At 67.8% G+C, this 26,183-nt stretch carries 29 protein-coding genes; 11 read left to right on the forward strand and 18 right to left on the reverse strand.

Translation table 11 applies throughout. The features are described 5' to 3' along the window. Positions 1-272: 272 nt before the first annotated feature. The 3 genes from INQ48_32000 to INQ48_32010 are packed head-to-tail and all read left to right on the forward strand — an operon-like array spanning position 273 to position 3,493. Positions 273-1,703, forward strand: a complete 1,431-nt coding sequence (locus INQ48_32000; GenBank protein ID QRF62180.1) for an aminotransferase class III-fold pyridoxal phosphate-dependent enzyme — start codon at positions 273-275, stop codon at positions 1,701-1,703. Beyond that, positions 1,610-2,788 (forward strand): ABC transporter ATP-binding protein, encoded by a 1,179-nt coding sequence (locus INQ48_32005; protein QRF62181.1) that lies wholly within the window; start codon positions 1,610-1,612, stop codon positions 2,786-2,788. Before INQ48_32000 ends, INQ48_32005 begins: the two co-directional genes overlap by 94 nt. Before the next feature lie 9 nt (positions 2,789-2,797). Beyond that, positions 2,798-3,493, forward strand: a complete 696-nt coding sequence (locus tag INQ48_32010; protein ID QRF62182.1) for a GntR family transcriptional regulator — start codon at positions 2,798-2,800, stop codon at positions 3,491-3,493. A gap of 13 nt (positions 3,494-3,506) precedes the next feature. Here the strand turns inward: INQ48_32010 and INQ48_32015 are convergent, their stop codons facing one another. Genes INQ48_32015 through INQ48_32050 form a run of 8 tightly spaced genes read right to left on the reverse strand, consistent with a single transcriptional unit; the run spans position 3,507 to position 11,634 of the window. Further along, complete coding sequence (locus INQ48_32015) at positions 3,507-4,550, reverse strand: histone deacetylase family protein (protein QRF63040.1); 1,044 nt, start codon at positions 4,548-4,550, stop codon at positions 3,507-3,509. Between the two features lie 11 nt (positions 4,551-4,561). Next, complete coding sequence (locus INQ48_32020; GenBank protein ID QRF62183.1) at positions 4,562-5,605, reverse strand: ABC transporter substrate-binding protein; 1,044 nt, start codon at positions 5,603-5,605, stop codon at positions 4,562-4,564. Positions 5,606-5,658: 53 nt separating this feature from the next. Beyond that, complete coding sequence (locus tag INQ48_32025) at positions 5,659-6,696, reverse strand: histone deacetylase family protein (protein QRF62184.1); 1,038 nt, start codon at positions 6,694-6,696, stop codon at positions 5,659-5,661. 32 nt (positions 6,697-6,728) lie between these two features. Further along, positions 6,729-7,481 carry an SDR family oxidoreductase gene (locus INQ48_32030; GenBank protein QRF62185.1) on the reverse strand — a complete coding sequence of 251 codons (753 nt, stop codon included), beginning with the start codon at positions 7,479-7,481 and terminating at the stop codon, positions 6,729-6,731. Further along, on the reverse strand, positions 7,478-8,413 hold the full coding sequence (locus INQ48_32035; protein QRF62186.1) for an aminotransferase class IV: 936 nt from the start codon (positions 8,411-8,413) through the stop codon (positions 7,478-7,480). Before INQ48_32035 ends, INQ48_32030 begins: the two co-directional genes overlap by 4 nt. Next, positions 8,410-9,240 carry an ABC transporter permease gene (locus INQ48_32040; protein ID QRF62187.1) on the reverse strand — a complete coding sequence of 277 codons (831 nt, stop codon included), beginning with the start codon at positions 9,238-9,240 and terminating at the stop codon, positions 8,410-8,412. The genes INQ48_32035 and INQ48_32040 overlap by 4 nt, the downstream gene beginning before the upstream one ends. Positions 9,241-9,259: 19 nt before the next feature. After that, complete coding sequence (locus INQ48_32045; GenBank protein QRF62188.1) at positions 9,260-10,552, reverse strand: ABC transporter permease; 1,293 nt, start codon at positions 10,550-10,552, stop codon at positions 9,260-9,262. 11 nt (positions 10,553-10,563) lie between these two features. Further along, positions 10,564-11,634: an ABC transporter substrate-binding protein gene (locus INQ48_32050; protein QRF62189.1), complete on the reverse strand. Its 1,071-nt coding sequence runs from the start codon at positions 11,632-11,634 to the stop codon at positions 10,564-10,566. 233 nt (positions 11,635-11,867) lie between these two features. On the opposite strand from INQ48_32050, the gene INQ48_32055 reads away from it, so the two are divergent. Together INQ48_32055 and INQ48_32060 are read left to right on the forward strand one after the other, a co-directional pair. Next, positions 11,868-12,743 (forward strand): transketolase, encoded by an 876-nt coding sequence (locus INQ48_32055; GenBank protein ID QRF62190.1) that lies wholly within the window; start codon positions 11,868-11,870, stop codon positions 12,741-12,743. A gap of 16 nt (positions 12,744-12,759) precedes the next feature. Next, positions 12,760-13,770: a transketolase gene (locus INQ48_32060; GenBank protein ID QRF62191.1), complete on the forward strand. Its 1,011-nt coding sequence runs from the start codon at positions 12,760-12,762 to the stop codon at positions 13,768-13,770. 7 nt (positions 13,771-13,777) lie between these two features. Here the strand turns inward: INQ48_32060 and INQ48_32065 are convergent, their stop codons facing one another. The 5 genes from INQ48_32065 to INQ48_32085 all read right to left on the reverse strand — a co-directional run bounded on the left by INQ48_32065 (position 13,778) and on the right by INQ48_32085 (position 16,284). Further along, positions 13,778-14,449 (reverse strand): hypothetical protein, encoded by a 672-nt coding sequence (locus INQ48_32065; GenBank protein ID QRF62192.1) that lies wholly within the window; start codon positions 14,447-14,449, stop codon positions 13,778-13,780. Continuing rightward, a complete protein-coding gene (locus INQ48_32070; protein QRF62193.1) occupies positions 14,449-14,796 on the reverse strand; it encodes a type II toxin-antitoxin system prevent-host-death family antitoxin in 348 nt (115 codons plus the stop codon). The genes INQ48_32065 and INQ48_32070 overlap by 1 nt, the downstream gene beginning before the upstream one ends. A 90-nt stretch (positions 14,797-14,886) precedes the next feature. Beyond that, entirely contained in the window at positions 14,887-15,132 is a 246-nt protein-coding gene (locus INQ48_32075; GenBank protein QRF62194.1) for a hypothetical protein, read from the reverse strand. A gap of 5 nt (positions 15,133-15,137) precedes the next feature. Continuing rightward, positions 15,138-15,470, reverse strand: coding sequence for a hypothetical protein (locus INQ48_32080; GenBank protein ID QRF62195.1), 333 nt, complete (start codon positions 15,468-15,470; stop codon positions 15,138-15,140). Positions 15,471-15,657: 187 nt separating this feature from the next. Beyond that, positions 15,658-16,284: a hypothetical protein gene (locus INQ48_32085; protein ID QRF62196.1), complete on the reverse strand. Its 627-nt coding sequence runs from the start codon at positions 16,282-16,284 to the stop codon at positions 15,658-15,660. A gap of 297 nt (positions 16,285-16,581) precedes the next feature. Between INQ48_32085 and INQ48_32090 the strand changes: the two genes are divergently transcribed. Further along, positions 16,582-17,604 carry a site-specific integrase gene (locus INQ48_32090; protein ID QRF62197.1) on the forward strand — a complete coding sequence of 341 codons (1,023 nt, stop codon included), beginning with the start codon at positions 16,582-16,584 and terminating at the stop codon, positions 17,602-17,604. Between the two features lie 9 nt (positions 17,605-17,613). On the opposite strand, the gene INQ48_32095 is transcribed toward INQ48_32090, so the two are convergent. After that, the gene (locus tag INQ48_32095) at positions 17,614-18,597 is read right to left on the reverse strand and encodes a helix-turn-helix transcriptional regulator (GenBank protein ID QRF62198.1); all 984 of its coding nucleotides are present in this window, start codon (positions 18,595-18,597) and stop codon (positions 17,614-17,616) included. A 190-nt stretch (positions 18,598-18,787) separates the two neighbouring features. Here INQ48_32095 and INQ48_32100 point away from each other — a divergent pair, with 190 nt between their 5' ends. The 4 genes from INQ48_32100 (at position 18,788) to INQ48_32115 (ending at position 22,548) form a co-directional block, all read left to right on the forward strand. Next, on the forward strand, positions 18,788-19,765 hold the full coding sequence (locus tag INQ48_32100; GenBank protein ID QRF62199.1) for a tripartite tricarboxylate transporter substrate binding protein: 978 nt from the start codon (positions 18,788-18,790) through the stop codon (positions 19,763-19,765). A 43-nt stretch (positions 19,766-19,808) separates the two neighbouring features. Further along, the gene (locus INQ48_32105; GenBank protein QRF62200.1) at positions 19,809-20,375 is read left to right on the forward strand and encodes an NAD(P)H-dependent oxidoreductase; all 567 of its coding nucleotides are present in this window, start codon (positions 19,809-19,811) and stop codon (positions 20,373-20,375) included. 161 nt (positions 20,376-20,536) lie between these two features. Next, positions 20,537-21,994 carry a catalase gene (locus INQ48_32110; protein ID QRF62201.1) on the forward strand — a complete coding sequence of 486 codons (1,458 nt, stop codon included), beginning with the start codon at positions 20,537-20,539 and terminating at the stop codon, positions 21,992-21,994. Positions 21,995-22,080: 86 nt separating this feature from the next. After that, positions 22,081-22,548, forward strand: coding sequence for a helix-turn-helix transcriptional regulator (locus tag INQ48_32115; protein ID QRF62202.1), 468 nt, complete (start codon positions 22,081-22,083; stop codon positions 22,546-22,548). A 431-nt stretch (positions 22,549-22,979) separates the two neighbouring features. Here the strand turns inward: INQ48_32115 and INQ48_32120 are convergent, their stop codons facing one another. The 3 genes from INQ48_32120 to INQ48_32130 form a co-directional block, all read right to left on the reverse strand. Beyond that, positions 22,980-23,348: a hypothetical protein gene (locus INQ48_32120; protein QRF62203.1), complete on the reverse strand. Its 369-nt coding sequence runs from the start codon at positions 23,346-23,348 to the stop codon at positions 22,980-22,982. A gap of 38 nt (positions 23,349-23,386) precedes the next feature. Beyond that, complete coding sequence (locus tag INQ48_32125) at positions 23,387-23,644, reverse strand: hypothetical protein (protein ID QRF62204.1); 258 nt, start codon at positions 23,642-23,644, stop codon at positions 23,387-23,389. 307 nt (positions 23,645-23,951) lie between these two features. Beyond that, positions 23,952-24,401 (reverse strand): hypothetical protein, encoded by a 450-nt coding sequence (locus INQ48_32130; protein QRF62205.1) that lies wholly within the window; start codon positions 24,399-24,401, stop codon positions 23,952-23,954. A 308-nt stretch (positions 24,402-24,709) separates the two neighbouring features. Here INQ48_32130 and INQ48_32135 point away from each other — a divergent pair, with 308 nt between their 5' ends. After that, positions 24,710-25,069 carry a hypothetical protein gene (locus tag INQ48_32135; GenBank protein QRF63041.1) on the forward strand — a complete coding sequence of 120 codons (360 nt, stop codon included), beginning with the start codon at positions 24,710-24,712 and terminating at the stop codon, positions 25,067-25,069. 376 nt (positions 25,070-25,445) lie between these two features. Here INQ48_32135 and INQ48_32140 read toward each other — a convergent pair whose 3' ends face one another. Next, complete coding sequence (locus INQ48_32140) at positions 25,446-26,177, reverse strand: aspartate/glutamate racemase family protein (GenBank protein QRF62206.1); 732 nt, start codon at positions 26,175-26,177, stop codon at positions 25,446-25,448. Positions 26,178-26,183: the final 6 nt, after the last annotated feature.

A 26,183-nucleotide genomic window follows, 5' to 3' on the forward strand; every position in this document is an offset into this window, starting at 1 on the left:
TGCTTAAAGTTTGTGCGGTGCACAGCTTTGTCCGGCAGCTTGCTGGCGCCATCTTTTCCCTGACGAACGCCCTCCACCGCTGAGGGCGCGAGCGCCAAGCCCCTTCATCCTTTGGTATTCCCTCCGCCCGGCCGCCTTCGGCCCGGGCGCGCTGCGCATGGGCCTTCGCGTGCCCGCCGCCCCCCTCCATCCAGCCTTTTCGCGCCGCCAGCCATCCGCTTGCACCGTTTCGATTCGTCATATAGGATATATCCTGCATCCAAACCCAGACCATGACCGACATCGAAACCCTCTCCCCGGACACGGCGCGCCACAGCGCCGTCGGCAAGGCCGACACGGCACACCACCTGCATTCCCAGACCAACCTCCAGACCCACCGCAGCCGCGGCCCGCTCGTGATGGTGCGCGGCGAAGGCGCCTACGTGTTCGACGAGCACGGCCAGCGCTACCTCGAGGGCATGGCCGGCCTGTGGTGCGCCTCGCTGGGTTTCTCCGAGTCGCGGCTGGTGGACGCCGCACTGCGCCAGATGCGCCGGCTGCCCTACTACCACACCTTCAACCACCGCTCGACCGACGTCGCCTCGCTGCTCGCGGCCAAGGTCGCGGCGCTGGCGCCGATGCGCGATGCGCGCGTGTTCTTCGCCACCTCGGGCTCGGAGGCCAACGACAGCATGGTCAAGCTGGCCTGGAACTTCCACATCGCGCGCGGCGAGCCGGCGCGGCGCAAGATCCTCGCGCGCCAGCGCGGCTTCCATGGCTCGACGGTGATGGGCGCGAGCCTCTCGGGCCTGCCGAACATGCATGCCGCCTTCGGCCTGCCGATCCCCGGCATCGTGCGGCTCGAATGCCCCTCGGCCTACCGCCACGCCCTGCCCGGCGAGAGCGACGCGGCCTTCGTCGACCGGCTGGTGGCCGACCTCGAGCAGACCATCGAGCGCGAGGGCGCCGGCACCATCGCGGCCTTGATCGCCGAGCCGATCATCGGCGCCGGCGGCGTGCTGGTGCCGCCCGAGGGCTACTTCCCGCGCGTGCAGGCGGTGCTGCGGCGCCACGGCATCCTGATGCTGTCCGACGAGATCATCTGCGGCTTCGGCCGCACCGGCAAATGGTTCGGCGCGCAGTCCTTCGGCTTCGAGCCCGACATGATGGCCTGCGCCAAGGGGCTGTCGGCCGGCTACGCGCCGATCTCCTGCGTGGTGGTGGCGCCGCGGGTGTACGAGGTCATCGAGGCCGAAAGCGGCCGCACCGGCGGCTTCGGCCACGGCTTCACCTACTCCGGCCATCCGCTGGGCGCGGCCGTGGCGCTCGAGGCGCTGTCGATCTACGAGCAGATGGACCTGCCGGCCCATGCTCGTCGCCTTGGCGAGCGGCTGCACGCGAGCCTGGCGCCGCTGGCTGCGCATCCGCTGGTCGGCGAGATCCGCGGCAAGGGCTTCATCGCCGGCATCGAGCTGGTGCGCAACCGCGACACGCGCGAGGCCTTCGATCCCGCGCAGGGCGTGGGCGCCCAGGTCGAGCAGGCCACGCGCGAGCGCGGGCTGATCGTGCGCAACATGGGCGACGTGATCGCGCTGAGCCCGCCCTACGTGCTCGACGAGGCCCAGGTCGAATGGATGGCGCATACCCTCGGCGCCGCGCTCGACGAGGTGGCCGCGCGCGATCCCTGGAAGGCAACCGCCGCAGCGCGAAAGGAAGCAGCGTGAACACCACGGCCGAACGACCGCTGATCGAGCTGATCGGCGTCCAGAAGAGCTACGACGGCGAGCATCTCGTCATCCCCGACCTGAACCTGGCGATCCGTCGCGGCGAATTCCTCACCCTGCTGGGCGCCTCGGGCTCGGGCAAGACCACCACGCTGATGATGCTGGCCGGTTTCGAGAACCCGACGCGCGGGCGCATCCTCATGGACGGCCGGCCGATCCAGGACGTGCCGCCGCACAAGCGCGGCATCGGCATGGTGTTCCAGAACTACGCCCTGTTCCCCCATATGAGCGTGGCGCAGAACCTGGCCTATCCGCTGAGGATGCGCGGCATCTCGGGGCAGGCGCTGCGCGACAAGGTCGACCGCGCGATGCAGCTGGTGCGGCTCGCGGGCATGGCCGAGCGCAAGCCGGGCCAGCTCTCGGGCGGCCAGCAGCAGCGCGTGGCGCTGGCGCGCGCGCTGGTGTTCGACCCCGAGCTGGTGCTGATGGACGAGCCGCTCGGCGCGCTCGACAAGAACCTGCGCGAGCACATGCAGTACGAGATCAAGCAGATCCACCGCGAGCTGGGCGTGACGGTGGTCTACGTCACGCACGACCAGGGCGAGGCCCTGACGATGTCCGACCGGGTCGCGGTCTTCCACGACGGCCGCATCGAGCAGCTGGCGCCGCCGCGCACCATCTACGACGCGCCCGCCACCGACTACATCGCCACCTTCATCGGCGAGAACAACCGGCTCGACGGCACGATCGAGGCCGCGGGCGTGCTGCAGCTGCGCGACGGCCTGCGGATCCCGCTGCCCGAGGCCGGCCAGGGGCAGGCAGCGCATCCGGCGGGCGCGGGCTGCGCGCTGGTGCGGCCCGAGTGCGTGCGGCTGGCCGACGGCCAGGGCGTGCAGGTCAGCGCCGAGGTGGTCGACCTGGTCTACCTGGGCGACCACACGCGGCTGATCGCGCGGCTGCGCAACGGCGACCAGATCGTGGCCAAGCTCGGCCACGGCACGCTGCCCAGCGATACCGTGGTGGGCGCGGACGTCGCTCTGGGATGGCAATCCCGCGATATGCTCGTTTTCGCGCGACCCGCCTGAAAAGAACCCGTGAAACCCAAGATCAAACCCATCGACAAGACCAACCTCGCCGCGCGCGTGTACTCGGAGATGCGCGAATCGCTGATCGCCGGGCGCTTCATGCCCAGCGACCGGATCCGCATCAGCGAGGCGGCGCAGATGTTCGGCACCAGCGACACGCCGGTGCGCGAGGCGCTGCTGCGGCTGGTCAGCGAGCATGCGCTCGAGATGGAGACGGCCAAGCAGATCATCGTGCCGCCGCTGAGCCTGGAGCGCTACATCGAGATCCGCACGGTGCGCGTGGCGCTCGAGAGCGCGGCGGTCGAGCAGGCCGCGCTCAAGGTCGGCGACAAGGACGTGGCGGAGCTGGTGCGGATCAACAAGAAGTTCGCGCAGGCCGAGGCGGCGCACCATCCCGAGAACCAGCTGCGCTACAACCGCGAGTTCCATTTCGGCGTCTACGAGCACTGCGGCCTGCCGCGGCTCTTGTCGATGATCGAGAACATGTGGGCCTCGATGGGCCCGATCCTGCGTGCCTTCTACGAGAAGTCCGACGGTTCGTACGACCAGGGCTACGGCCAGCACGATGCGCTGCTCGACGCGCTCGCGCGCCGCGACCCGGCCGCCGCCGTGACGGCCATCCGGGCCGACCTGATGTCGGCCGGACCGAGCATCGAGCGCTTCCTCAAGGAATACGAGCAGAGCCTCGAGGCCGCCGAGGCCTGATCGGTCCGCGCGCTCAGCGCCAGGCGTCGAGGAAGGCCACCAGCGACGCCCCGACCACGGCGGGGTTGTAGCCGCCCTCCTGCACCAGCACCGTCGGCAACCCCAGCGATGCCACCTGCCGGCCCATGCCGGCGAAGCCCGTTTCGGTGAGCCGCAGCCCCGCGGCCGGGTCCGACACATGGGCATCGAGGCCCAGCGACACCACCAGCGCCTCGGGCGCGAAGCGCTCGATGCGCTCGAGCGCTCTCGAGAGCTGCAGCAGGTAGTCCGCGTCGCCCGTGCCCGCGGGCAGCGGCAGGTTCAAGGTGAAGCCCTCGCCCTCCCCTTCGCCGCGCTCGTCGGCATGGCCCGCGAAGAACGGGTGGTAGTCGACCGGGTCGCGATGCAGCGAGACGAAGAGCACGTCGGCGCGGCGCCAGAAGATGTCCTGCGTGCCGTTGCCGTGGTGCACGTCGAGGTCGAGCACCGCCACGCGCGCGAAGCGCTGGCGCAGATGCTCGGCGGCGATCGCGGCATTGTTGAGGTAGGTGCCGCCGCCGGCCATGTCGGCATAGGCATGGTGGCCGGGCGGCCGGCACAGCGCGTAGGCACAGCGCGCGCCGCGCAGCACGCGCTCGGCGGCCTCTACGGCCAGGTCCGCGGCGGCGCGCGCGGCCTCCCAGGTCGTGGGCCCGATCGGGGCCAGCTGGTCGTGGAAGTGGAAGGCCGCGCGGCCCTCGACCGAACGCGGATAGCCGCCACCGTGGCGCCGCATCGCGAACACGTTGGCATGCACCTCGGCCGAGGCACCCGACAGCGTCGACCACTCGGTATGCGCGGTGGCGAGAAAGTCAAGGTAGCGCGCATCGTGCACGCGCGCGAGCGGCGCCAGGCCGTGCGAGACCGTGCCGTCCTCCACCGCGAAGCCCGCTGCGCCGAGCGCGGCGCGCATGGAGTCGACACGCTCGGGCACATCGCGCGACGTGCGCCATCCGCCGCGCGCGCCCAGCAGCCCGGGGCGATGCAGCACATGCAGCGGCGTGTGCAGGATCTGCAACCCGCTGGCGTTGCCCGCCATCGCCGTGCCGCTCAGTTCGACACCCACTTCGCGAAGCGCTGCTGCAGCTCGTCGAGATGGTCGGCCCAGAAGGCGGTGTTCTGCAGCAGCGGCTGGTCGATGTTCTGCGGCGCGTTGGGCAGCTTGTCGAGCACGGCCTTCGAGAGCAGGGCCTGCGCCTTCGGATTGGCCGGACCGTAGGGAATGGTCTCGGCGAACAGCTTCTGCTGCGCCGGCGCGCTCATGTAGTCGATCAGCGCGAGCGCCTTGGCCTTGTTCGGGCTGCCCTTCACCACCACCCAGTCGGTCGGCCCGTAGACCTGGTTCTTCCACACCATGGCCAGCGAACGGCCTTCCTTGTTCGCGGCATCGATGCGGCCGTTGTAGGCCGAGGCCATCACCACCGCGCCCGAGGCCAGCCATTCGATCGGCTGGGCGCCGGCCTCCCACCATTGCACGTCCTTCTTGATCTGGTCGAGCTTCGCGAAGGCGCGATCCTGGCCGGCCTTGGTCGCCAGCAGCTTGTAGACCTCGGCGGCCGGCACGCCGTCGGCCATCAGCGCGATCTCGAGCGTCTGCTTGGCCTGCTTGCGCAGCGCGCGCTTGCCGGGCCAGCGCTTGGTGTCCCAGAAGTCGGCCCACGATTTGGGGCCGTCGGGCAGCCGCTTGCTGTCGTAGCTGAGCACCTTGGCCCACAGCATGGCCGGTACGCCGCAGGGATTCATCAGTTCCCTGGGCAGGTCGCGCGTGGCGGGCGCGGCGCTGGCCCAGTCGATCTTCTCGAGCAGGCCCGAGTCGCAGCCAACCACCACGTCCTCCTCGTCCATCTGCACCAGGTCCCAGATCACGTTGCCCGACTCGACCATGGCCTTGACCTTGGTGAGGCCGACCACGTTGCTGTCCTCCACCAGCTTCTCGGACTTCGCGGCGGCATAGGGTTGCCAGTAGGCCTTGCGGAAGGACTCCTGCAGCGCGCCGCCGACGCTCACGACGGTCAGGTCGCGCGCCTGGGTCCACGGGGCGGCGAAGGCGAGGCCGGCCAGGACGAGGCCGCGCAGGGAAAGCGAAAGGTTCATGGGAACTCCGGGAAAAAGGAACGGGGAGGAAAAGCGAAAAAGAAGGAACAGGTTCAGGCGCGCAGCCCGCCCGTGAAGCCGTCGAGGAAGTGCACGAGGTTGGCGCCGATGTGGTCGCAGTCGTAGCCGCCCTCCTGCACCATCACGCTCGGCATGCCGAGCCGGCCCAGGCGCTCGCCGATGCGGCGGAAGCCCTCGGTCGTGACCTTGAGGCCCTTGAACGGGTCGTGCTCGTGCGCATCGAGGCCCAGCGAGATCACCAGCGCGTCGGGGCTGTAGGCCGCGAGGCGGCGGCAGGCGTGCTCGAGCGCCACCAGGTAGGCGTCGTCGCCGGTCTCGGCCGGCAGCGGCAGGTTCAGGTTGTAGCCCAGGCCCGCGCCCGCGCCGCGCTCCTGCGCATAGCCGCAGAAGTACGGGTGGTAGTTCGTCGGGTCGCGGTGCAGCGAGACGAAGTAGACGTCGGAGCGCTCGTAGAAGATGCCCTGCGTGCCGTTGCCGTGGTGCACGTCGATGTCGATCACGGCCACGCGGCGGCCATGGCGGCGCAGCAGCTGCGCGGCGATCGCGGCATTGTTGAGGTAACAGACGCCGCCGCCGCGCTCGCGGTAGGCGTGGTGGCCGGGCGGCCGGCAGATCGCGTAGGCCGCCTTGGCGCCCTGCAGCACGCGCTGCGCGGCGTCGGCCGCGAGGTTGGCCGAGGCGAAGGCCGCGGCGGCCGTGCCCGGCCCGATCGGCGAGGCCAGGTCCTGCATGTGGTAGCCGGCCTGGCCCACCACGCGCTCGGGGTAGCCGTGCTGCAGGCCCGGCACCGCGAACACGTTGGGCACGATCTCGGGCGCCGCGCCCGGGATCTCGGACCAGCGGCGGTGGCCGTCCTGCAGGAAGCACAGGTAGTCGGGCGTGTGCACGTCGGCGACCGGGCCCAGGCCATGCTCGGCGGCGGCCACGAGTTCGCAGCCGGCCTGCACGGCCGCGTCGCGCAGCTGCTCCGCGCGGTCGATGCGCTCCTGCGCGGGCGTGAAGCGGCCGGTGACGAAGAAGAACGAGGGCTCGTGCTCGCGGTGGATGGGGGTGTAGAGGACGGGAAGCATGGGTGTCTCGCGATCGAAGGGAAACGGAGCGTTCAGGCGCGCGGTGCGCCGGGCAGCGGCGGCGTGCGGTAGCCGGCGGTTTCGCCGCCGTCGACCGTGAGCACCGCACCGTTGATGAAGCTGGCCTGCGCCGAGAGCAGCCAGCAGACCGTGTCGGCCACTTCGCCGGCCTCGCCGAGCCGGCCGGCGGGAATGCGCCGCGTGAGCGCGGCCAGGCGGTCGGCGTCGGCGATCACGCGCGCCATCATCCGCGTGGCGATCTGGCCGGGGCACACCGCGTTGAAGCGCACGCGCTCGCCGAACTCCAGCGCCAGCGCCTGCGTGAGCGCGATCACGCCGCCCTTCGAGGCGCAGTAGGCCGCGAGCCCCTCCTCGCCGACCTTGCCGGCGATCGAGGCCACGTTGACGACGGCGCCGCGCGGCGACTTCTGCAGCGCCGGCAGCGCCTTCTGGCTGAACAGGAACACCGAGCGCAGGTTGACCGCCATCAGCCGGTCCCAGTCGTCGACGCTCAGCTCGAGAAACGCGCTGCGCGAACCGGCGCCCGCGTTGTTGACCAGCCCGTCGATGACGCCGCCGCCCAGCGCCTCGGCGCGCGCGACGACCTCGGCCACGGCCGCGGGATCGGACGCGTCGGCGGCCGCGAAGTGGGCGCCGGTGTGCTGCGCCAGCGCCTCGCCGGCCGCGGTGTCGCGGCCGGTGAACAGCACCTGTTCGCCAGTGCCGGCCAGTTGCGCGACGATGGCCGCGCCGATGCCGTGGGTGCCTCCGGTGACGACGATCATGCGAGCTCCTTGCCGCCGCGCGCGGCGGCCACGTTCTCGTAGGGCACGGGGGTGTTGCGCGGGTCGTCCGCCGCGCGCTGCCAGTACATGCGCTGCAGCTGCTGCGTCAGCGGACCGACCTCGCCGCTGCCCACGCTGGCGCCGTCGAGCCGGGTCACGGGCATCACGCCGCCAGCGGTGCTGGTGATGAAGATCTCGTCGGCCTCGCGCAGCCGCTGCACGGGGATGTCGGCCAGTTCGCAGCCGATGCCGAGCTGGCGCGCGAGCTCGATCACGGTGCGCCGTGTCATGCCTTCGAACACGTTGCGCCGCGGCGTGAACAGCGCGCCGTCCTTGGCGCCGAAGATGTTGAAGCCCGCGCCCTCGGTCACGTTGCCTTGGGCATCGGGCAGCGCCGCGACCAGCGCGCCGCGGTCGTAGGCCTCGAAGATGCCCATGGTCAGGTCGAGCCAGTGGAAGTTCTTCACGCGCGTGTCGATCGCCGCGCTCGCGATGCGCTGCACCTGGCTGATCACCATCGCGAGCCCCGTGCGTTGTTGCGCCGGCGTGCCGATCCAGACGAAGGGCTGCGAGAAGGCATAGAAGCGGTTCTGGCATTCGCGCGGATCGCGCGAGCCCGGTGGCGGCACGCCGCGCGTGCAGGTCATCTGCACATAGGCGTCGCGCAGGCCGCTGAGCGCCACGCATTGCTCGAGGATGTGGCGCATCTCCTTCTTCGAGAGCGGCAGGCTCATGCGCAGCTCGCCCATCGACCACAGGAAGCGGTCGATGTGGTCGTCGAGCCGGAAGAAGCGGCCCTGCCAGACGTGGGCCACGTCGTAGGTGGCGTCGGAGCGCACGAAGCCGCGGTCGACGAGGGGGATGCGGGCGTCGCGCAGCGCGACGTACTGGCCGTCGACGTGGGCGACGCCGGCGGAGAAGTCTGGGTTCATGTGGAGCTTCCGGAGTCCTTGGGGCGTTGAACGGGGGCCGCGCGCTGGCTCAGCCAGGCCGACAGCGTGAGTGCCACCGCCGCGACGACCATCAGGAAGGTCGACATGGCGATGATCGAGGGGTCGATGGTGTCGCGGATGCCGTCGAACATCTGGCGCGGCAGCGTGCGCTGGCCGGGACCGCCGATGAAGATGGCGACCACGACCTCGTCGAACGAGGTGATGAACGCGAACAGCGCGCCCGAGACGATGCCCGACATGACGATCGGCACCACCACGGTGAAGAAGGCGCGCACGGGCGAGGCGCCCAGGCTGTAGGCGGCGCGCAGCAGGCCCATGTCGAACTGCTGCAGCGTGGCCGTGACCGTGATGACGACGAAGGGCGTCGACAGCACCGCGTGCGCGATGACCAGCCCCGGCAGCGAGGCCGTGAGCCCGATGCGCGAGAACAGGAAGTACATGCCCAGGCCGGTGATCACGGGCGGCACGATCATCGGCGCCATCAGGAAGCCGAGCAGCGTGCGCCGCGCCGGCAGGTTGCGCCGCGCGAAGGCGAAGGCCGCGAGCGTGCCGAGTACGGTGGCGATCAGGGTCGAGCACATGCCGACCACGAGGCTGTTGCGCAGCGAATCGAGCCAGGGGCCGGGCGAGAACACGCGCTGGTACCACTGGGTCGAGAAGCCCGGCAGCGGGTAGGACAGGAAGGAGCCGGCGCTCAGCGAGATCGGCGTCATCGCGAGCAGCGGCAGCAGCAGGAAGCACACCATCAGCGCGCCGTACAGGTAGTGCACGGCGCCGGCGGCGCGGGCGAATTGGCGGTGGGTCATGCGAAGGGGTTCCCGTCTTTCACTTGATGCCAGCGAGCTGCTTCACGCCGAGCGTGGAAGCCGCCACCAGGTACACCGCCATCACGCAGGCCAGCAGCATCAGGCCGAGCGCCGAGGCCATGCCCCAGTTGACGGTGTTGTTGGCGTAGAAGGCGACGAAGTAGCCGAGCATCTGCTCGCGCGCGCTGCCGACCAGCGAGGGCGTGATGTAGTAGCCCGCGGCCACGATGAAGGTCAGCAGGCCGCCGGCCGCCACGCCCGGCAGGCTCAGCGGCAGGTAGACGTGCAGGAAGCCGCGCACCGGGTGCGCGCCGAGCGAGGACGAGGCGCGCATCAGGTGCGGCGGAATACTCTTGAGGCTGTTGTAGATCGGCAGCACGGCGAAGGGCAGCAGGATGTGCACCATCACGATGTAGAGGCCGGTGGCATTGAAGATCAGCGCGAGCGGCTGGTTCACGACGCCGATGGCCTGCAGCAGCGCATTGACCAGCCCGTTCTCCTGCAGCACCACGATCCAGGCCGTGGTGCGCGCCAGCAGCGAGGTCCAGAAGGGCAGCAGCACCGCCAGCATGATCGCGAAGGCGATCGGCTTGGGTGCCTTCACCAGCAGCGCCGCGAGCGGATAGCCGAGCAGCAGGCAGGCCAGCGTGACCGCGCCCGCGATCGAGAGCGTGCGCCAGAGGATGTCGAGGTAGATGCGCTGGTCGGGCTCGGCGCGCACGATGCCGCCGTCGTCATCCACCGCCATGTCGAGCGCGGCCAGCAGGTAGCGTCCGGTATAGGGCGTGGCGGCGCGACGCAGCGCGCTCCAGTAGGCGGCCTCGCCCCAGCGCGGGTCGCCCTCGAGCAGCCAGGCCCTGGCATCGGTCGCGGCGGGCGCGTCGGTGCCGGCGCGGCGCGCGGTCTTCATCACCAGCGTGCGGTAGCCGCTGATCTCGTAGTTCATGCGCCGGCCGAGTTCTCCGATGGCGCGCGTGCCCTGGGCCTGCGCCATGTCGGCCGCCAGTGCGGCGAAGGCGGGATCGCCGGGCAGCGAGCCGGCCGCGGACTGCCAGTCGGCGAGGACCTGCGCGGTGCGCGGCAGCGCCTCGCGCACCTCGGGGTTGTCGACGGCGCGGTGGATCATCATCGCCAGCGGCAGCAGGAAGAAGACGGCGCCGTAGAGCAGCAGCGGCGCGACCAGCAGCAGCGACACCAGCCGCTGGCGCCGGCCCGCGCGGTGGGTCGAGCGCTTCAGGGCCGCGCCGGAACCGGCCGGCGCAGCGGGAACGGCCGGAACGGCGAGCGAGACGGCGGAGGAACCGGTGGACATCGTCGCGGGCCTCAACGTTGCGACACCCAGCGCGTGAAGCGCTGCAGCAGCTCTTCCTCATGGTCGACCCAGAAGGCGGTGTCGAGCAGCAGCGCGTTGCGCAGGTTCTGCGGCGAGGTCGGCAGCAGCGGGCGCAGCGCCTCGGGCATCGCGGCGGCGGCGCGGGTGTTGGTCACGCCGTAGGGAATGGCCTGCGCGAAGGCGACCTGGCGCTGCGCGTCGAACATCGAGTCGAGCAGCGCGTAGGCCTGCTGGCGGTGCGGGCTGCCCTTCACGATGGTCCAGTAGTCCATGCTGTAGAGCTGGCCGTCCCAGCTGAATCGGAACTGCTTGCCCTGCTGGTTGGCCGAGGCGATGCGTCCGCTGTAGGCGGCGGTGGCGGCCAGCGTGCCGCTCTCGAGCCATTCGAGCGGCTGCGCGCCCGACTCCCACCAGACGATGGAAGGCCGCAGCTGGTCGAGCTTGGCGAAGGCACGGTCCTGCCCGGCCTTGGTGGCGAGCACCTTGTAGACATCGGCGGCGGGCACGCCGTCCGCGAGCAGCGCGATCTCCAGCGTCATGCGCGGCTGCTTGCGCAGGCCGCGCTTGCCGGGCCAGCGCCGGGTGTCCCAGAACTCGGCCCAGGTGCGCGGCCCGTTGTCGCCGAACTTGCGGCCGTCGTAGGCCAGCACCTTCGACCAGACGAAGGCGCCCACGCCGCACCTGGCGAAGGCCGCGGGGTTGATGTCCTGCGCCTTCGCGAACTGCTTGCGGTCGATGGGTTCGAGCAGGCCCTGCTCGCAGGCCGAGGCCATCTCGTTCTCGTCCATCTGCACCAGGTCCCAGGTCACGTTGCCGGTCTCGACCATGGCCTTCTGCCGCGCATAGCCGCCGGGGTAGCTGTCCTCCACCAGCGCGATGCCGCCCTGCTTCCTGAACGGCTCGAAGTAGGCGCTGCGAAACGCTTCCTGCAAGGCGCCGCCGAAGCCGACGACCGTGAGATCGGCCGCCATCGACGAGGTGGCGGCGGCGGCCAGCGCGAGGAGCGCGGCGAGTTTGGAAATGCCTGCGCGACAGCGGGAACGCGCGGATGCAACCGTCATGGACAACCTTCTGGACAGTGGGTGGGAAATCGGACTTTGCAGGCCCCGATCGGTGATGTAGGATATATCCTATATGTTGATTCCGAGCGAGACAAGTCTTTTTTCGCTCGACCCGTTGATGGAAAACCCGATGGAGGACGCAGGCCCCGCACCACGCTCCCGAACCCCTCAGCCCGCCCGCGGCGCATGCCCATGCGCGCGGGCTTCTTTCACCCCCTAGCCACGCAATCGATATGCCATTCCCGTCCGAATCACCGCCCGCCCCGTCCGCCCTGTCCGCGGAAGAGCTCCACCGCCTGCGCGAGAAGGCCCGCTTCATCCGTCTCGAAACGATCCGGCTGATCGAGATCGCCAAGGTCGGCCACTACAGCTCGGTGTTCTCCGCCGCCGAGCTGTTCGCCTCGCTCTACTACGACGTGATGGCCATCCGCGCCAACGAGCCGCGCTGGCCGGATCGCGACCGCTTCCTCATGGGCAAGGGCCATGCGGCGGTGGGCCTGTTCCCGATCCTCGCGGAGTACGGCTACATCGACCGCGCCACGCTCGACGGCTACACCCGCCTGGGCAATCCGCTGGGCGACCACCCCGACATGCGCAAGGTGCCGGGCATCGACTTCAGCTCGGGCTCGATCGGCCATGCGCTGTCGGCCGGTGCCGGCATGGCCTTCGGCGGCCGTATCGCGAAGCGCGGCTTCGACACCTTCGTGATGCTCGGCGACGGCGAGATGCAGGAGGGCCAGGTCTGGGAAGCCGCGATGTTCGCGGCTCACTACCGGCTCTCGAAGCTCATCGCCATCGTCGACCGCAACGGCTTCCAGCTCGACGGCCGCGTCGACGACGTGATCGGCATCGAGGGCCTGGCCGACAAATGGCGCGCCTTCGGCTGGGAGACGCACGAGGTCGACGGCCACGACCTCTCGGCCCTCACGCAGCTGCTGCGCCGCCTCAAGCAGGACGCGCGGCGCGAGCGGCCCGCCTGCGTGATCGCCCACACGGTGAAGGGCAAGGGCGTGTCGTACATGGAGACCGAGCCCGGCTGGCACCTGGGCTACCTGTCGCCCGAGGACGCCGCGCGCGCGATCGAAGAAATCATGCAAACCGAAATCTGACCACGAGGCCTACCCGATGTCCCAACCCCTCTCCCCCGAAAGCTGGCAGTACCGCTCGCTCAACGCCACCACGCCCGGATTGAGCATGCTCTCGGACGCCCTGATCGAACTCGCCGAGGCCGGCCATCCGGTCGTGGCCGGCTCGGCCGACCTGCAGTATTCGAACGGCCTCAACAAGTTCGCGGCCGCCTTTCCCGAGCGCTACATCCAGTTCGGCATCTCCGAACAGAACATGGTGTCGGCCGCGGCCGGCCTCGCGACCACGGGCCAGATGCCGTTCGTGGCGACCTTCGCTTCCTTTCTCGGCCTGCTGTGCTGCGAGCAGATCCGCATGGACGTGGCCTACAGCGCGCTGCCGGTGCGGCTGATCGGCCACCACACGGGCATCTCGCTCGGCTTCTACGGCACCTCGCACCATGCGACCGAGGACATCGGCACGATGCGCTCGATCGCCGGGCTCACGATCATCTCGCCCGCGGACGGCCACCAGCTGCAGGCCGCGATCAAGGCCTCGGTCGACTGGCCCGAGCCGATCTATTTCCGGATCGGTCGCGGCCGCGATCCGGAGATCTACGCGGGGGGCATCGACTTCCGCATCGGCAAGGCGATCGCGCACGGCCAGGGCACCGACCTCACGATCGTTGCCTGCGGCATGCCGGTCTTCTCCGCGCTCGAGGCGGCCAAGGCGCTGCGCGCCGAGGGGCTGTCGGTCGGCGTGCTCGACATGGCCACGGTGAAGCCGCTGGACCGCGCGGCGGTGCTCGAGGCCGCCGGCCGATCGAAGCTGCTGATGACGGTGGAGGAGCACAACGTGCTCGGCGGCCTCGGCGCCGCGGTGGCGGAGGTGCTGTCGGATGTCGGCGCTTCGGTGCGCCTCGTGCGGCACGGCATCCACGACGAGTACAGCCTGATCGCCCCGCCCACGCACCTGTACCGTCACTACATGCTGGATGCCGAGGGCGTGGCCCATGTCGCGCGGCGCGCGATCGCGGGCGAGACGGTCCGGCCCGGCGCGCTGCCCGCCTGAGCGCGAATCAGGCGGCGCCGTCCGGCGATCGCGCCTGCTCGATCGCCGCCTGCACGATGGCCCGCGCCCACGCGGGCGTGGCGGCCAGCGCCGCGGCATCCTCGGGCGCCGGATGCGTGACCTGGCCACCGATGACTTCGAGCACCAGCACGGGATCGTCGATCTCCTCGCCCGGCGCGGCCTCAGCGCTGTTGTCGAACACCTGCAGCCGCGCGAGATGCGGCAGCAGCCGGATCAGGTTGGCGCGCGAGGCGGTCCAGCGCTCGCGGATCTTCGCCTCGGGGATGTCGTGGCCGCCGCGCAGCACGCGGGCGCGCACGCGGCGCAGATGCAGCTCGGGCGAGGCCAGGCCGCAGAAGATCATCGAGACGTCGTGACTGCGCGCGGCGCGCGCCAGCAGGTCAGGGATGGTGCGGGCGCCCAGCGTGGTCTCGAAGGCGAAGTTACGGCCGCTCTCGACGGCGGCCGCTAGCCGCGCACGGCCATGCTCCCAGGCGCGGCCGTTGGCATCGGCGATGTCGATGCCGAGCGCGGCCACCAGCTCGCGCGCGAAACGGTCGGGGTTGTACCAGTCGAGGCCGTGCTCGGCCAGCATCGCGCCGCCCACCGAGCTCTTGCCGGCGCCATTGACGCCGGCCAGCACGAAGATGAACGGCCGCCGTGCCGCGGCGGCGCCCATCAGAAGCTTTCGCCGGCCCGCGGACGCCGACGCTGCTTGCCGCGCGCCTCGAACAGGCCGTCGAGCCGGGCCGCGCTGTCCTCGTGCTGCAGCACCGCCAGCCGCGCATCGAAGCGCGCGCCGAGTTCCTCGAGCACGTGGGCTTCGCGCGAGCGCAGCGCCTGCAGATCGGTGGTCAGCTGTTCGTAGGTGGCCGCGTCGAGCAGCACCATCTCGACATTGGCGTGGTTCGTGATCGCCACGCTGCCCGACTGGCGGACCTGGCGCACGACCTCGCCCCAGCGGTTCTTGACCTGCGAGGCGTTCTGACGCGGCAGTTGATCGAGCGGGGGCCAGAGGGCAGCCATGGACTTCTCCGAGGGAGGAATCTGGCCATTTTAGCCCTGTTGGCTATTTTTGACCGATAAGGCTGTTTTCCGCGCCAAGCCGGCGGTCGATCAGTTCTGCGAGGACGCTTCCTTGGTCTTGCCGAGACCGCGCAGGTTCATGATGGCCAGGCAGACCTGGAGCGCGATCAGCGCCCAGGCGCTCGAATAGACGCCCCAGACGCCCCACAGCACATTGCTCGCGAGGAAGACCCAGAACCCCGTGTTGCGGCGGCCCTTCGCATTCGATGCCACCAGCCAGGCGGCGCCCACCGAAGCGACGAAGGCGGGCCACTGCAGCCAGGAGATCCAGTCCATGCGCTTCAGTTGGCGGGAGGCGGCGGACCCACGGCCGCCGAGCGGCTCTCGATCCATGCCAGGCACTGCTCGCGCAACAGGTCGATCGATGCCAGCGTGTTGCACTGCGGCTCGAAGATCGGCAGTTCGCAATGGCGCTCGCCCTGGCGATGGATCTGCGCGGTGCCCGAGAAGGTGGCGCGCGCGGGCACCGGCGCGAGGCTGTAGTGGAATTCCCAGTCCTGATGGCGCTCCGAATGCGACAGTGCATCGCGCCCGGTGCCGCTCGATGCGGGCGCTTTCGGCTGCTTCCGGAGAAAGAACGGATGGAGGGACGGAGGCAGAGGCATCGAGGACATGTCGCGTGACATAGAAACAGGCTGGCTGGAATCGGAACACCCGGTATCACCCGGGAACTGCCGACGAGCGTAGTCAGCGGCCCTCGACGCGCCTGTCGGAAAAGATGCCGACACACGCAAGCCGGTGGCCCGCCGATCGCCCGATGCGACTCGCGAACGCCCGGACTGGTTCCGCGCAAACATCGGGCTAGAGGCCCGCGTGCGACTCCCGCGCATTGAGCGCCACCCAATCGGCCGAACGAACGCCGGGGCGATAGACGCTCGTTCCCCACTTGGCCATCAGGCCCGCGAAGTCCTCCTGGTTCCGTCCCTGGCGCAGCAGGGCCATGGCTTCCGAACGCTCGTAGTGATGGACCGGAATCACGTTGAGCAAGGGCGTTCCGAGCAGTCGCGAGAGCCCTTGCTTGCGCTGCGACAGCGGTTCGCCGGTGAGGTCCGCGCCCTGCGCCATCAACAGATCGAAGACGAAATAGAACACGGGCCGGGCGCCGCGATACCACCCGCGCCGCCTCGCACGCTCGCTGAGTCCTTCGCCGTCGCAGCGGCCCTTGTCGTCGAGCACGCACGCCACCCCATCGAGGATGAAGGGACCTTCCTTCAACTGGGCCAGACTTTCCACCACCTCGGGAAACCAACCCGTCGCGTCCGATCCATCGCGCGTCTGCAATTGCACCTTGCCCGACCGCGTGGGCGTACGCGTCTGCGCCAGCAGGCGGCAACCGCTCAATCGCTGCTCGTAGATCCAACCCTCCTCGCGCAGATCGATGGGGCGCGAAGCGGCCAGCATGGGTGACAGGGCGTTCAGGCTCAGCATGCACGGGAAATTGCCGTGTGCCGGGCCCCTGGCCTGTCAGCGGGGGCCTCGGCAGCCCATGGCGATTCTTGAAAACGGCTGCCCGATAAATTGCCAACCGAAAACAGTGGGTCGAAAAGCCGGATCGCGACACATCGGAAATACAGGTCGCGAAAGCGCTCGCGCCGGATGTCTTGTTGCTGCACCATTCCACCTCTATAAATAAACTAACGGCCGTACTTGCATCGCGATCGGCTGATTGCCAATCAACGCCAGCGCCGTTCCTCCACCCCAAACCTAGGCCGTTAGCGTATTTCCATGGTCACGCCTTCCCTCTTCGATACCGACCCCGTCGGCACCCCGCATGAATCGGCTTTCGAGGAATGGCTCGCGGCGCGCAGCGCCGCCGGCACCCTGCGCGAGGCCTCGTCGATGGCGGTCTACCGCGACATGTGGAACGGCTTCACCTCGTGGTGCCTGGGCCAGTCGCCGCGGGTGACGCTGGAGTCCCTCTCCCCCGCCGATCTCGACGCCTTCAAGGCCGCGCGCTACGGCATCAAGAGCAGCGACCTGTCGCTCTCGCCGCGCCATGCGCTGCGTCTGGTGCGCCTGATCGACCACGTGCTGCGCCATCGCTGCGCCATGCACGACCTGCCGCCCAGCACGGCCGCGGCCGACTGGCTGCTGGCCCATCCCGAGATCCGCTATGCCGAAGCGGCCAGTGCCGATCCACCGCCCGAGTTCCTGTCGGCGTCCGAGGCCAAGCACCTGATCCTGTTTCTCTCGCGCGCGCGCCCGCGCCCGGGCGCCTCGTCGGAAGGCCGCGGCCAGCCGCTGACCTGGCAGCAGTTGCGCAACCATGCGGCCGTGGGATTGCAGCTCGGCGCCGGCCTCGCACCGGGCGACGTGCGCGCGCTGGCCCTCGACGCACCCACCATCGCGGGCGGCCGCGTGGCCGACCGTCCCTGGAAGATCGCCGTGCCCGGCAACGGCAACCTGCCGTCGCGCGAAACGCCGATCGCGCCCTGGGCCGCCGAGCTGCTCAAGCACTGGCTGCAGGTCCGCGCCCAACTGGGCATCCCGGGCGAGCAGCTCTTTCCCTCGACGCGCACGGGCAAGCCTTGGGGCAAGGAATCGCAGTACCGCTGCGCCCGCGAGCTGCTCGCGCAGGCCGGGCTCGACAGCGCCGAAGGCGGTTCGTTCCGCTTGCGCCATACCTTCGCGCTGCGCCAGCTTCGCCGCGGCACGTCGGTGGAACAGGTCGCGCGCTGGCTCGGCCTCGAGGTCGAGGCGATGAACAAGTACACGCGGGTGCTGATCGCCCCGGCCGACGTGGTCTGAGCCGGCGCGTCAGTGCCCGCCGTGACCCGAGCGCGCGGCCTGCCGGGCCGCCTGCGGACTCAGCCCGAAGTGGCGCTTGAAGGCGGTGCTGAAGTTCGCGGCATGGCCATAGCCCACATCGAGCGCGATCTCGGTCACGCTCTGGCGCCCCTGTTCCAGCAGAACCCGAGCGCGTGCCAGCCGCGCCCTGGCCACGTACTCGAACAGCGAGCTGCCATAGGCCTGCCGGAAGCCGCGCGCGAGGCGGCTCTCGCTGAGCCCGAAACGGCGCGCCAAGCTGCGCATGTCGAAGACCTCGCTCAGATGCGTGTCGATGTGGTCCTTGAGCGGCGCCAGCCGCTCGCGCGCCGCGGCCGTGGCGCCATCGACGGGCGCATCGCCGAAGCCGCGCGTCAGAAAGCCATGCAACAGCTCGAAGGCCTTGGCCTCGGCATAGAGCCCTCTGAAGCGGTCGCCCGATCCGTCGTCGAGCAGCGCATCGGCGATCTCGTGCTGCGCCGTGCTCAGCGGAAAGCGCAGCAGCTCGAAACGATCGGGCCGCGCCTGCATGAAGGCGCCGAAAGGCCCGTCGAGCGGCAGCTCGAGCAGGCCCAGTTCCTCCGAGAGGAAATCGCGCGAGCAGCACAGCGTGACCGAACGCTCGCGCACCTCGCTCGCGAAGAACTCCTCCTTGGCCGCGCCGGGAGGCTGCAGCAGGGTGCTCACGCTCATCGCGCTCACCGTCTGCGCGCCCGCGCTGCCGGGCTGGCCGACCCGGCTCTCGCCCTCGAGCCGGAAATGCAGCTTGATGAAGTCGCCGCTGCGATAGACCTCGCGGCTTTCTTCCAGGTGCGTGACATGGCCCAGCGACAGATAGAAGCCGGGCCGAAAGCACAGGAACTCGCGCCGGCCGCGCGCCGCGCCGGTCGGCGTCACCGTCAGTCCCTGGGTGCGGCCCCAGCGGCGGGTCGACGCGAGGCGATAGGCGGAAGGCAGACTGAACGGCGTGTCCATCGCTTGGGTCCGTGGGCGGGTTCGAAGAGGCGCCGAGGATACTCCCGCGCCCGAGTTTTCCTGCAGGCGGAACAAAGCTTTCCGCCGGAGGCGCTTCATTGCGCGCAGTGGAACACCTAGATTCGCTGGCACCGCGCGCACCCCGCGCTTCAACCAGCCGGCACCCAAGTCCGGCGCACCGGAGACCACCATGCCGACCGCGATCCGTCCCCTCTTCCACCGTACCGCCTGGACGCTGGCCCTCGGCCTCGCCGCCGTCGCCTGCGCCCATGCGCAAGACAAGTACCCGAGCAAGCCGATCCGCGTGGTGGTGCCGTTCCCCGCCGGCACCGCGCCCGACGTGATGGCGCGCTACTGGGGCGACCGCATCTCCAAGCAGCTGCAGCAGCCCGTGGTGATCGACAACCGCGCCGGCGCCTCCACCATCGTCGGCACGCAGGCCGTCACCACCGCGCCCGCCGACGGCTACACCCTGCTCTACACCGCGAGCGGCACGCTCACCATCAACCCCTTCGTCTACAAGAAGCTGCCCTACCAGCCGCAGGACCTGGTGCCGGTGACGCGCATGCTGTCGATTCCGCTGGTGGTGTCGGTGCCGGTGCAGTCGCCGTACAAGACGCTCGCCGACCTCATCAAGGACGCGAAGGCGCGGCCCGGCGAGGTCAGCTATGCCTCGTACGGCGTGGGCACCGTGCCGCACATGTCGATGGCCTATTTCGCCAACAGCGCCGGCCTCGCGCTCAACCACGTGCCCTACCGCGATGGCGGCCTGACCGACGTGCTCGGCGGCCGCGTCAGCACCGCGTTCTCGCCGATCGCCGACGTGCTGCCCTACATCAAGGCCGGCAAGGTGCGGCCGCTGGCCGTGTCGAGCACGCACCGGCTCGAGTCGCTGCCGCAGGTGCCCACCGTGGCCGAGGCCTTCCCGGGCTTCGAGGGCGACTCGTGGCATGGCGTGTTCGCGGTCAAGGGCACGCCGCAGCCCATCGTCGACCTGCTCGCCAGCCTGTCGCGCCGCATCGCCGAGTCCGACGAGTACCGTCGCTATCTCGGCGAGTTCGGGCTGATTCCGGTCGGCGGTTCCCCGGCGGACTTCACCCAGCTGGTCGGCACCGAATCGAAGCGCTGGGTCAAGGTCGTCAAGGACAACAGCATCTCGCTCGAGTGAGCCCGCTCACTGCTTCCCTGTTCCAACTCTCCAAGGATTCCGAATGACAACCCGCGACATCGTCGCCCTCTGCGGCAGCCTGCGCGCCGCCTCCGTGAACCGCCACGTGGTCCAGCTCGCGCGCGAGGTGCTGCCCGAGGGCGCCTCCCTCACTCTGCTCGAATGGCGCGAGGTGCCCGTGTTCGATGCCGACGACTACGCGCGCGGCCTGCCGCCATCGGTCGCCGCGCTGCGCGAGCGCATCCGCGCCGCCGATGGCGTGCTGATCGCCACGCCCGAGTACAACTTCAGCATTCCCGGCGGGCTCAAGAACCTCATCGACTGGCTCAGCCGCGGCGAGGACCAGCCCTTCAACGCCAAGCCGGTGGCGATCGTCAGCGCCGCGCCCGGCCCGCTGGGCGGCGCGCGCGTGCAGTACGACCTGCGCAAGGTCATGCTGTTCCTCAACGCCATGCCGCTGGTCAAGCCCGAGGTCTTCATCGGCCACGCGCCCACCAAGTTCGACGCCGAGACCGGCCGCTGCACCGACGAGACCACGCGCAAGTTCGTGACCGACCAGATGGCGGCCTTCGCGCGCTGGATCGACGCGGTCGAGCGGATGCGAGGCTAGCGCGCGGCGCCGCGCGCGGGGGCAGGCCGATTGCCTACTCGATTCCGCGCCGCGCCGCATCATTCCATCGTATCCCCCGTCCCCCCACGGAGGTCGTTTGGAAAGGTCATCGGATGCTCGTAGAGTGGACCTGCTTTCAACCCACGACGAGAGGACGCCCCATGAGCAACCCATCCGATCCCCAGAACAAGACCCCCCTGACCACCGCCTTCGGCGCGCCCGTGGTCGACAACCAGAACAGCCTCACGGCCGGCCCGCGCGGCCCGCTGCTGATGCAGGACGTCTGGCTGATCGAGAAGCTCGCCAACCTCAACCGCGAGATCATTCCCGAGCGCCGCATGCACGCCAAGGGCTCGGGCGCCTTCGGCACCTTCACCGTCACACACGACATCACGAAGTACACCCGCGCCAAGCTGTTCGGCGCCGTCGGCAAGAAAACCGAGATGTTCGCGCGCTTCACCACCGTGGCTGGCGAACGCGGCGCGGCCGATGCCGAGCGCGACATCCGCGGCTTCGCGCTGAAGTTCTATACCGAGGAAGGCAACTGGGACCTGGTGGGCAACAACACGCCCGTGTTCTTCCTGCGCGACCCGCGCAAGTTCCCCGACCTCAACAAGGCGGTGAAGCGCGATCCGAAGACCAACATGCGCAGCGCCACCAACAACTGGGACTTCTGGACCTCGCTGCCCGAGGCGCTGCACCAGGTCACCATCGTGATGAGCGACCGCGGCATCCCCTCGAGCTACCGCCACATGCACGGCTTCGGCTCGCACACCTACAGCTTCGTCAACGCGGCCAACGAGCGCTTCTGGGTCAAGTTCCACTTCAAGACGCAGCAGGGCATCAAGAACCTCACCGACGCCGAGGCCTCCGCGCTCGTCGGCAGCGACCGCGAGAGCCACCAGCGCGACCTGTTCGATTCGATCGGCCGCGGCGACTTCCCCAAGTGGACCCTCTACGTGCAGGTCATGCCCGAGGCCGATGCGGAGAAGGTGCCCTACCACCCCTTCGACCTCACCAAGGTCTGGCCCAAGAAGGACTATCCGCTGATCGAGGTCGGCGTGATGGAGCTCAACCGCAACCCCGAGAACTTCTTCGCCGACGTCGAGCAGAGCGCCTTCGCGCCCAACAACCTCGTGCCCGGCATCAGCGTGTCGCCCGACAAGATGCTGCAGGCGCGCCTGTTCGCGTATTCCGACGCGCAGCGCTACCGCCTCGGCGTCAACCACCACCAGATCCCCGTGAACGCCGCGCGCTGCCCGGTGCACAGCAACCACCGCGACGGCACCATGCGCGTGGACGGCAACTACGGCGGCACCCTGCACTACGAGCCCAACAGCTTCGGCCAGTGGCAGGAGCAACCCGACTACCGCGAGCCGCCGCTCAAGCTGCGCGGCGACGCCGACTTCTGGAATTTCCGCGAAGACGACGCCGACTACTACAAGCAGCCCGGCGACCTGTTCCGCCTGATGAAGCCCGAGCAGCAGCAGGCGCTGTTCGACAACACCGCACGCGCGATGGGCGATGCGCCGGAGTTCATCAAGCGGCGGCACATCGACAACTGCAGCAAGGCCGATCCGGCGTATGGGGCGGGGGTGGCGAAGGCGTTGGGGCTCTGATATTGGCTGGGGCGGGTCGGGCTATGGGCCCGAACCCGTATCTCGTTTCAGACAAATTTCGAATTTGTCTACGATGAGATACACATATGCCCGCAGCCCCTCCCATCGCTCCCACGGCCGACCATCGCCTCACAGCGTTCGGCCGGCGCATTCATGAGCGCCGCAAGGCGTTGAAGGTCAGCGCCACCACCGCGGCAGAGGCCGCGGGCATCTCTCGCATGACGCTGGCCCGCATCGAACGCGGCGAGCCCTCGGTCACGATGGGTGCCTACATGAATGCCATCGCGGCGCTGGGGCTCGATGTCGATGTGATCCCATCGACGCAGGCCGCCACTCCCGTGCCCGTCCCCGGCGGCATACGAGTCGCCGACTATCCGCAGTTGCGACGTCTTGGCTGGCAATTGGCGCCAGACACCGAACTCACGCCTGAGGAGGCTTGGGGTACTTACGAACGCAACTGGCGCCATGTCGATGCATCGGCGCTCGATGTGCGGGAGCGGGCATTGCTGGACGATCTGGCGCGGGTGCTGGGACGAAAGCCTTTGCACGCTTGAACGACCGAGCACTGCCTCGAGCATTCGAACAGGAGATCCTCGTCAATCGATTCTCTTCAGTGTTCGCGTTCGGCCAGGAGCTACTTTCAACCTTCGTTTGAAGTCGTGTTTCGCTATGACTGGAAATACTCATCATGGACGGTTGGTAACGCCGAGGCAAGCTGCCTCGAACCCGATTGAGGATGAGAACGAAGATTGGGGCGCTCAGGGAGCGTTGCTCGAGCGGTACCGCACATTGGTGGCAACCATGGAAACAACTCGGCATGTGGAGCCCAGGTTTCCGTTTCCTCTGGAGAGTGTGCCTGGGGCGCCCAAGCGACTTTGGTGAACGCGCCATGCGTCCTGGATGTCTGCTTTCAGCGGAGCCGAACTTCGGCTTCGGGCCCAAAGCCGAAGTTCAGCCAGCCCCTAAGCGGACGTTCAGCTCGACGTCAACTGCGCGAGAAGAGCCATCGTTGTGACCTGCCGTCTCTCTCATCGAGATAGGCTATGAACTCGTCGTCGGTATCGAGGTTGTGTTGAATTCGCTCGATGTGGTGGGACAGCCCAGCAGCACGAAGAACCGCTGAAAGGCCTTCAATATCGCGGTCAGGGCCGCAAGCTCCGTAGAGGTACGAGTCACCTTCACGCGCCTCGAAGAAGAAGCCCGTCGTGGGCGACGCCTGGCCCTGAACAAGAACCTCGGTCTTCGCCACGTCCGACCACTCGATGGTCAACGAGAAGGGACATGAAGGCAGATGAGGCCTGAGAACCTCATGGCCTTTCGGGGCAAATACCTCGATTGAGAAGTCGTCATCCATCGTTCATTCCAAGATCTGCTCCTAGCCGGAAGCAGCGTTTAGACCGCGGGGTCTGCGGCGATAAATCCATCGTCGCTGGCAGCCCATTGGATGCCTAGTACCGCCTCCTCTTTGGCAATCTCCAAGTCCGCGTAGAAGGAAGGGCTGGGCGCGTAGGAGGCCCACCCTTCGATGCCAGCGGCTTCCTTGTTGAAGTGGTATTGCTCAACGAACCCAAAACTCCCCTCCTCTCGACGAAAGAGCGCGATGCGACGTTGGCGGTCTTGTGAGTAAAAGAAGCAGATTTCCTGGCTCACCGGGCTATCACGGAAAGATGGGCGAACTCAGCCTTGACCTCAGGGGTCCGGAATTGGCCGTTAGCAGAAGTCTAGCCGCGTGCGCCTGCTTTCGATCAAGATTGGATGGGCAGCCGATTACGTACCCGCCAGCTGCGGAACAAAATTTGCAGGTCTGCTATTCGGGGAACAAATTCATGCAAGAAAACGAGGCAAAAACATGTTCTCGCAGAGGTCGTCATTCTCGCTAGATCAAGGACTTAGGTGCGATTCCTGAAGAACGCATTTTGAATGATGTCGACGGGCAGCTTAGCCAAATTCCAAGAAACTAGACTAGTTCGATATACAAGAGCAATGTCAATTTACCAACTTCCGAAAGCGCATTATCTCGAATGCCAGTTATCGCCTCGCGAAATAAATTTTTTACAAGAAATTTCTTTTCTCGAGCTGGGGCTGTGTTCCATTTAAAAAAATCTATATTCAATCCAACAAATACACTTTTTTGACTATGTTTGTGCTTTATGAAATCATGTCTTTTGTAAATAGAAGGCTCAGAAATTATGGGGAAAACGATTATCGAATCGAGTTCGCAGGAAAAATCGTCAGCCTCCGCCAGTGCCGTAACTTTCTTCGCAGTCTCGCCAAAAATTCCTACATCAACAGGATGCGTCACAATTCCAGAAATGCCGAAATTGAACTTCCTTTCCAACGCGGGCCAATCCACTTGCATGCCGCGGGCCTCGGCCTCCTTGAGGATAGCCAACTCTTTTTTATTCATTTTCATAGTGCTTCTTATATCAACAGCGTTGACTCAACGGAGGGAGGTGACCGCCGCGACTAGCAGCATATCCCGTGCACATTAGCACCTCCAAAATTCGTGCAGGCGCTCGACTTTCGAAAGTCGCAATGGGAACCATTGTGGCGTTGCGAGCGCACCCCTCATCATCGATGATGCAAGGCGGTCACTCGAATCCTTGGATGGCAGATCCAACCTTCGGAACGTTGTCCGACTGACGCAGCCGGAATTCGTATGTATCCGCCATGATGTATGCGAAGCTAGCTACATTTCATCCCTTTGAGGGCGTTATGGTCAAGAAGACAGCTGAACAGAAGAATGCAGAGGAGGGCCGCTACGTTGCCGCCAGTAGTGCCGCCAATGCAATTGAGCTTGAGCCCTTTCTGACTGACCCTAGTCAATCTATACGCGCCGTGGCGGCCACGAACCCGAAAGCAGACGCAGAGATTCTGGATCGTTTCGCGAATGACAAGTTTTGGGGCGTTCGAATGGAAGTGGTGCGCAATGCCAACGTCAGCCAGGCCACCCTGCGCAGGCTGTTGGAGTCCGATGTGCGCAAACGTGGAGTAGTGCATCACGCAGCTCACGCGAAGCTGGAAGAGCGCGGCGTGGAATTTGGTGCCGATGGCATGCCGGAAGATGCGGCGTAGAAACCAATCTCGCGTTTCCCGAACCGCCCTCGCTGTCAATGCGCCGCGAACGTCGGCTTCACGCGGATTAGGCCGTCTCAGCGAGTGGCGGGTTCTGGCCGATACTACCCATTCGCGCAGGACCGAATTTCGGTAGCCGCTGCAAAGCAGCCGCTCGCGGCGCATCGTCCAACATCTGCGGAGAAGCGCGACATCGGCATCCGCACATTTCGGCTAGCGCGTTGTTCAAACGCCGATGGCACGCGCGGGATCACATGCGTATGCATCCTGGCTGCCAACGCAGATGCCGAACGGCATTCCCCAACTGCGCCAACGCGCCAAGGTCTTTGGGCCCCGAATATCCAAAGCCAGCGGCTCACTGGGCCTGCGCTCGGCATCAACCCATCTCATACGCCCGATTGGCCAACGCCCTCGCCAACACATCCGCCGGATCCACCAACCGCACCCCCGCATGCCCCGGCACGCCATGCAGCGCCAGCGGTATCTCAGTGCAGGCCAGCAGCAGGTTCTCGCACCCATGCCGCTCGACCATCCGCCGCGCCACCTCGGCAAACAGCCGCGTCGCGAGCCCGAGGTCCCCGGCCTTCACGCCATCGCGGATACCGCGCATGACCTGCTCTCTCTCCGGCTCCGTCGGCAGATGGCACGCGATGCCGCGCTCCGCCATCGCCGCCTGGTAGAAACCCAGGCTGTAGGTGCCCTGGGTCGCGAGCAGGCACACCGCGTCGATGCGCTGGGCCGCGAGGTACTTCGCGGTCTCCTCGACGATGTGCAGCATCTCCACGTCGGGATGCGAGCGCTGCAGCTTCGCGTGCCACGCATGCGCGGTGTTGCACGCGATCGCGATGCTCGCCACGCCATGGCTTTGCAGTCCCTCGATGCCGCTCACCATCCCTTCGAAGGGCGAGGGGCCGTCCTCGAGCAGCGCCAGGGTGCGGTCGGGCACCGGCAGTTGCGCGAGCCAGTGTTCGGGAAAGGCCTGGTCGGACACGGGACTGCCGCTGGCCCGCAGCCGTGCCTCGCAGGCGCCGACGAAGAGCCGCAAAAAATCCGCGCCGGCCGCGGGCCCCATGCCGCCCAGGATGCCGACCTTGCGGGTGCCAGGCACGCCGGA

Source organism: Variovorax paradoxus (genome assembly GCA_016806145.1).
Taxonomy (GTDB): domain Bacteria; phylum Pseudomonadota; class Gammaproteobacteria; order Burkholderiales; family Burkholderiaceae_C; genus Variovorax.

Bases quoted from the DNA above. Each gene is read 5' to 3' on its own strand.
- INQ48_32000 (QRF62180.1), top strand. From the start codon at position 273: ATGACCGACATCGAAACCCTCTCCCCGGACACGGCGCGCCACAGCGCC.
- INQ48_32005 (QRF62181.1), top strand. From the start codon at position 1,610: ATGGATGGCGCATACCCTCGGCGCCGCGCTCGACGAGGTGGCCGCGCG.
- INQ48_32015 (QRF63040.1), bottom strand. From the start codon at position 4,550: ATGGCGGGCAACGCCAGCGGGTTGCAGATCCTGCACACGCCGCTGCAT.
- INQ48_32020 (QRF62183.1), bottom strand. From the start codon at position 5,605: ATGAACCTTTCGCTTTCCCTGCGCGGCCTCGTCCTGGCCGGCCTCGCC.
- INQ48_32025 (QRF62184.1), bottom strand. From the start codon at position 6,696: ATGCTTCCCGTCCTCTACACCCCCATCCACCGCGAGCACGAGCCCTCG.
- INQ48_32030 (QRF62185.1), bottom strand. From the start codon at position 7,481: ATGATCGTCGTCACCGGAGGCACCCACGGCATCGGCGCGGCCATCGTC.
- INQ48_32035 (QRF62186.1), bottom strand. From the start codon at position 8,413: ATGAACCCAGACTTCTCCGCCGGCGTCGCCCACGTCGACGGCCAGTAC.
- INQ48_32040 (QRF62187.1), bottom strand. From the start codon at position 9,240: ATGACCCACCGCCAATTCGCCCGCGCCGCCGGCGCCGTGCACTACCTG.
- INQ48_32045 (QRF62188.1), bottom strand. From the start codon at position 10,552: ATGTCCACCGGTTCCTCCGCCGTCTCGCTCGCCGTTCCGGCCGTTCCC.
- INQ48_32050 (QRF62189.1), bottom strand. From the start codon at position 11,634: ATGACGGTTGCATCCGCGCGTTCCCGCTGTCGCGCAGGCATTTCCAAA.
- INQ48_32055 (QRF62190.1), top strand. From the start codon at position 11,868: ATGCCATTCCCGTCCGAATCACCGCCCGCCCCGTCCGCCCTGTCCGCG.
- INQ48_32060 (QRF62191.1), top strand. From the start codon at position 12,760: ATGTCCCAACCCCTCTCCCCCGAAAGCTGGCAGTACCGCTCGCTCAAC.
- INQ48_32065 (QRF62192.1), bottom strand. From the start codon at position 14,449: ATGGGCGCCGCCGCGGCACGGCGGCCGTTCATCTTCGTGCTGGCCGGC.
- INQ48_32070 (QRF62193.1), bottom strand. From the start codon at position 14,796: ATGGCTGCCCTCTGGCCCCCGCTCGATCAACTGCCGCGTCAGAACGCC.
- INQ48_32075 (QRF62194.1), bottom strand. From the start codon at position 15,132: ATGGACTGGATCTCCTGGCTGCAGTGGCCCGCCTTCGTCGCTTCGGTG.
- INQ48_32080 (QRF62195.1), bottom strand. From the start codon at position 15,470: ATGTCCTCGATGCCTCTGCCTCCGTCCCTCCATCCGTTCTTTCTCCGG.
- INQ48_32085 (QRF62196.1), bottom strand. From the start codon at position 16,284: ATGCTGAGCCTGAACGCCCTGTCACCCATGCTGGCCGCTTCGCGCCCC.
- INQ48_32090 (QRF62197.1), top strand. From the start codon at position 16,582: ATGGTCACGCCTTCCCTCTTCGATACCGACCCCGTCGGCACCCCGCAT.
- INQ48_32095 (QRF62198.1), bottom strand. From the start codon at position 18,597: ATGGACACGCCGTTCAGTCTGCCTTCCGCCTATCGCCTCGCGTCGACC.
- INQ48_32100 (QRF62199.1), top strand. From the start codon at position 18,788: ATGCCGACCGCGATCCGTCCCCTCTTCCACCGTACCGCCTGGACGCTG.
- INQ48_32105 (QRF62200.1), top strand. From the start codon at position 19,809: ATGACAACCCGCGACATCGTCGCCCTCTGCGGCAGCCTGCGCGCCGCC.
- INQ48_32110 (QRF62201.1), top strand. From the start codon at position 20,537: ATGAGCAACCCATCCGATCCCCAGAACAAGACCCCCCTGACCACCGCC.
- INQ48_32115 (QRF62202.1), top strand. From the start codon at position 22,081: ATGCCCGCAGCCCCTCCCATCGCTCCCACGGCCGACCATCGCCTCACA.
- INQ48_32120 (QRF62203.1), bottom strand. From the start codon at position 23,348: ATGGATGACGACTTCTCAATCGAGGTATTTGCCCCGAAAGGCCATGAG.
- INQ48_32130 (QRF62205.1), bottom strand. From the start codon at position 24,401: ATGAATAAAAAAGAGTTGGCTATCCTCAAGGAGGCCGAGGCCCGCGGC.
- INQ48_32135 (QRF63041.1), top strand. From the start codon at position 24,710: ATGGTCAAGAAGACAGCTGAACAGAAGAATGCAGAGGAGGGCCGCTAC.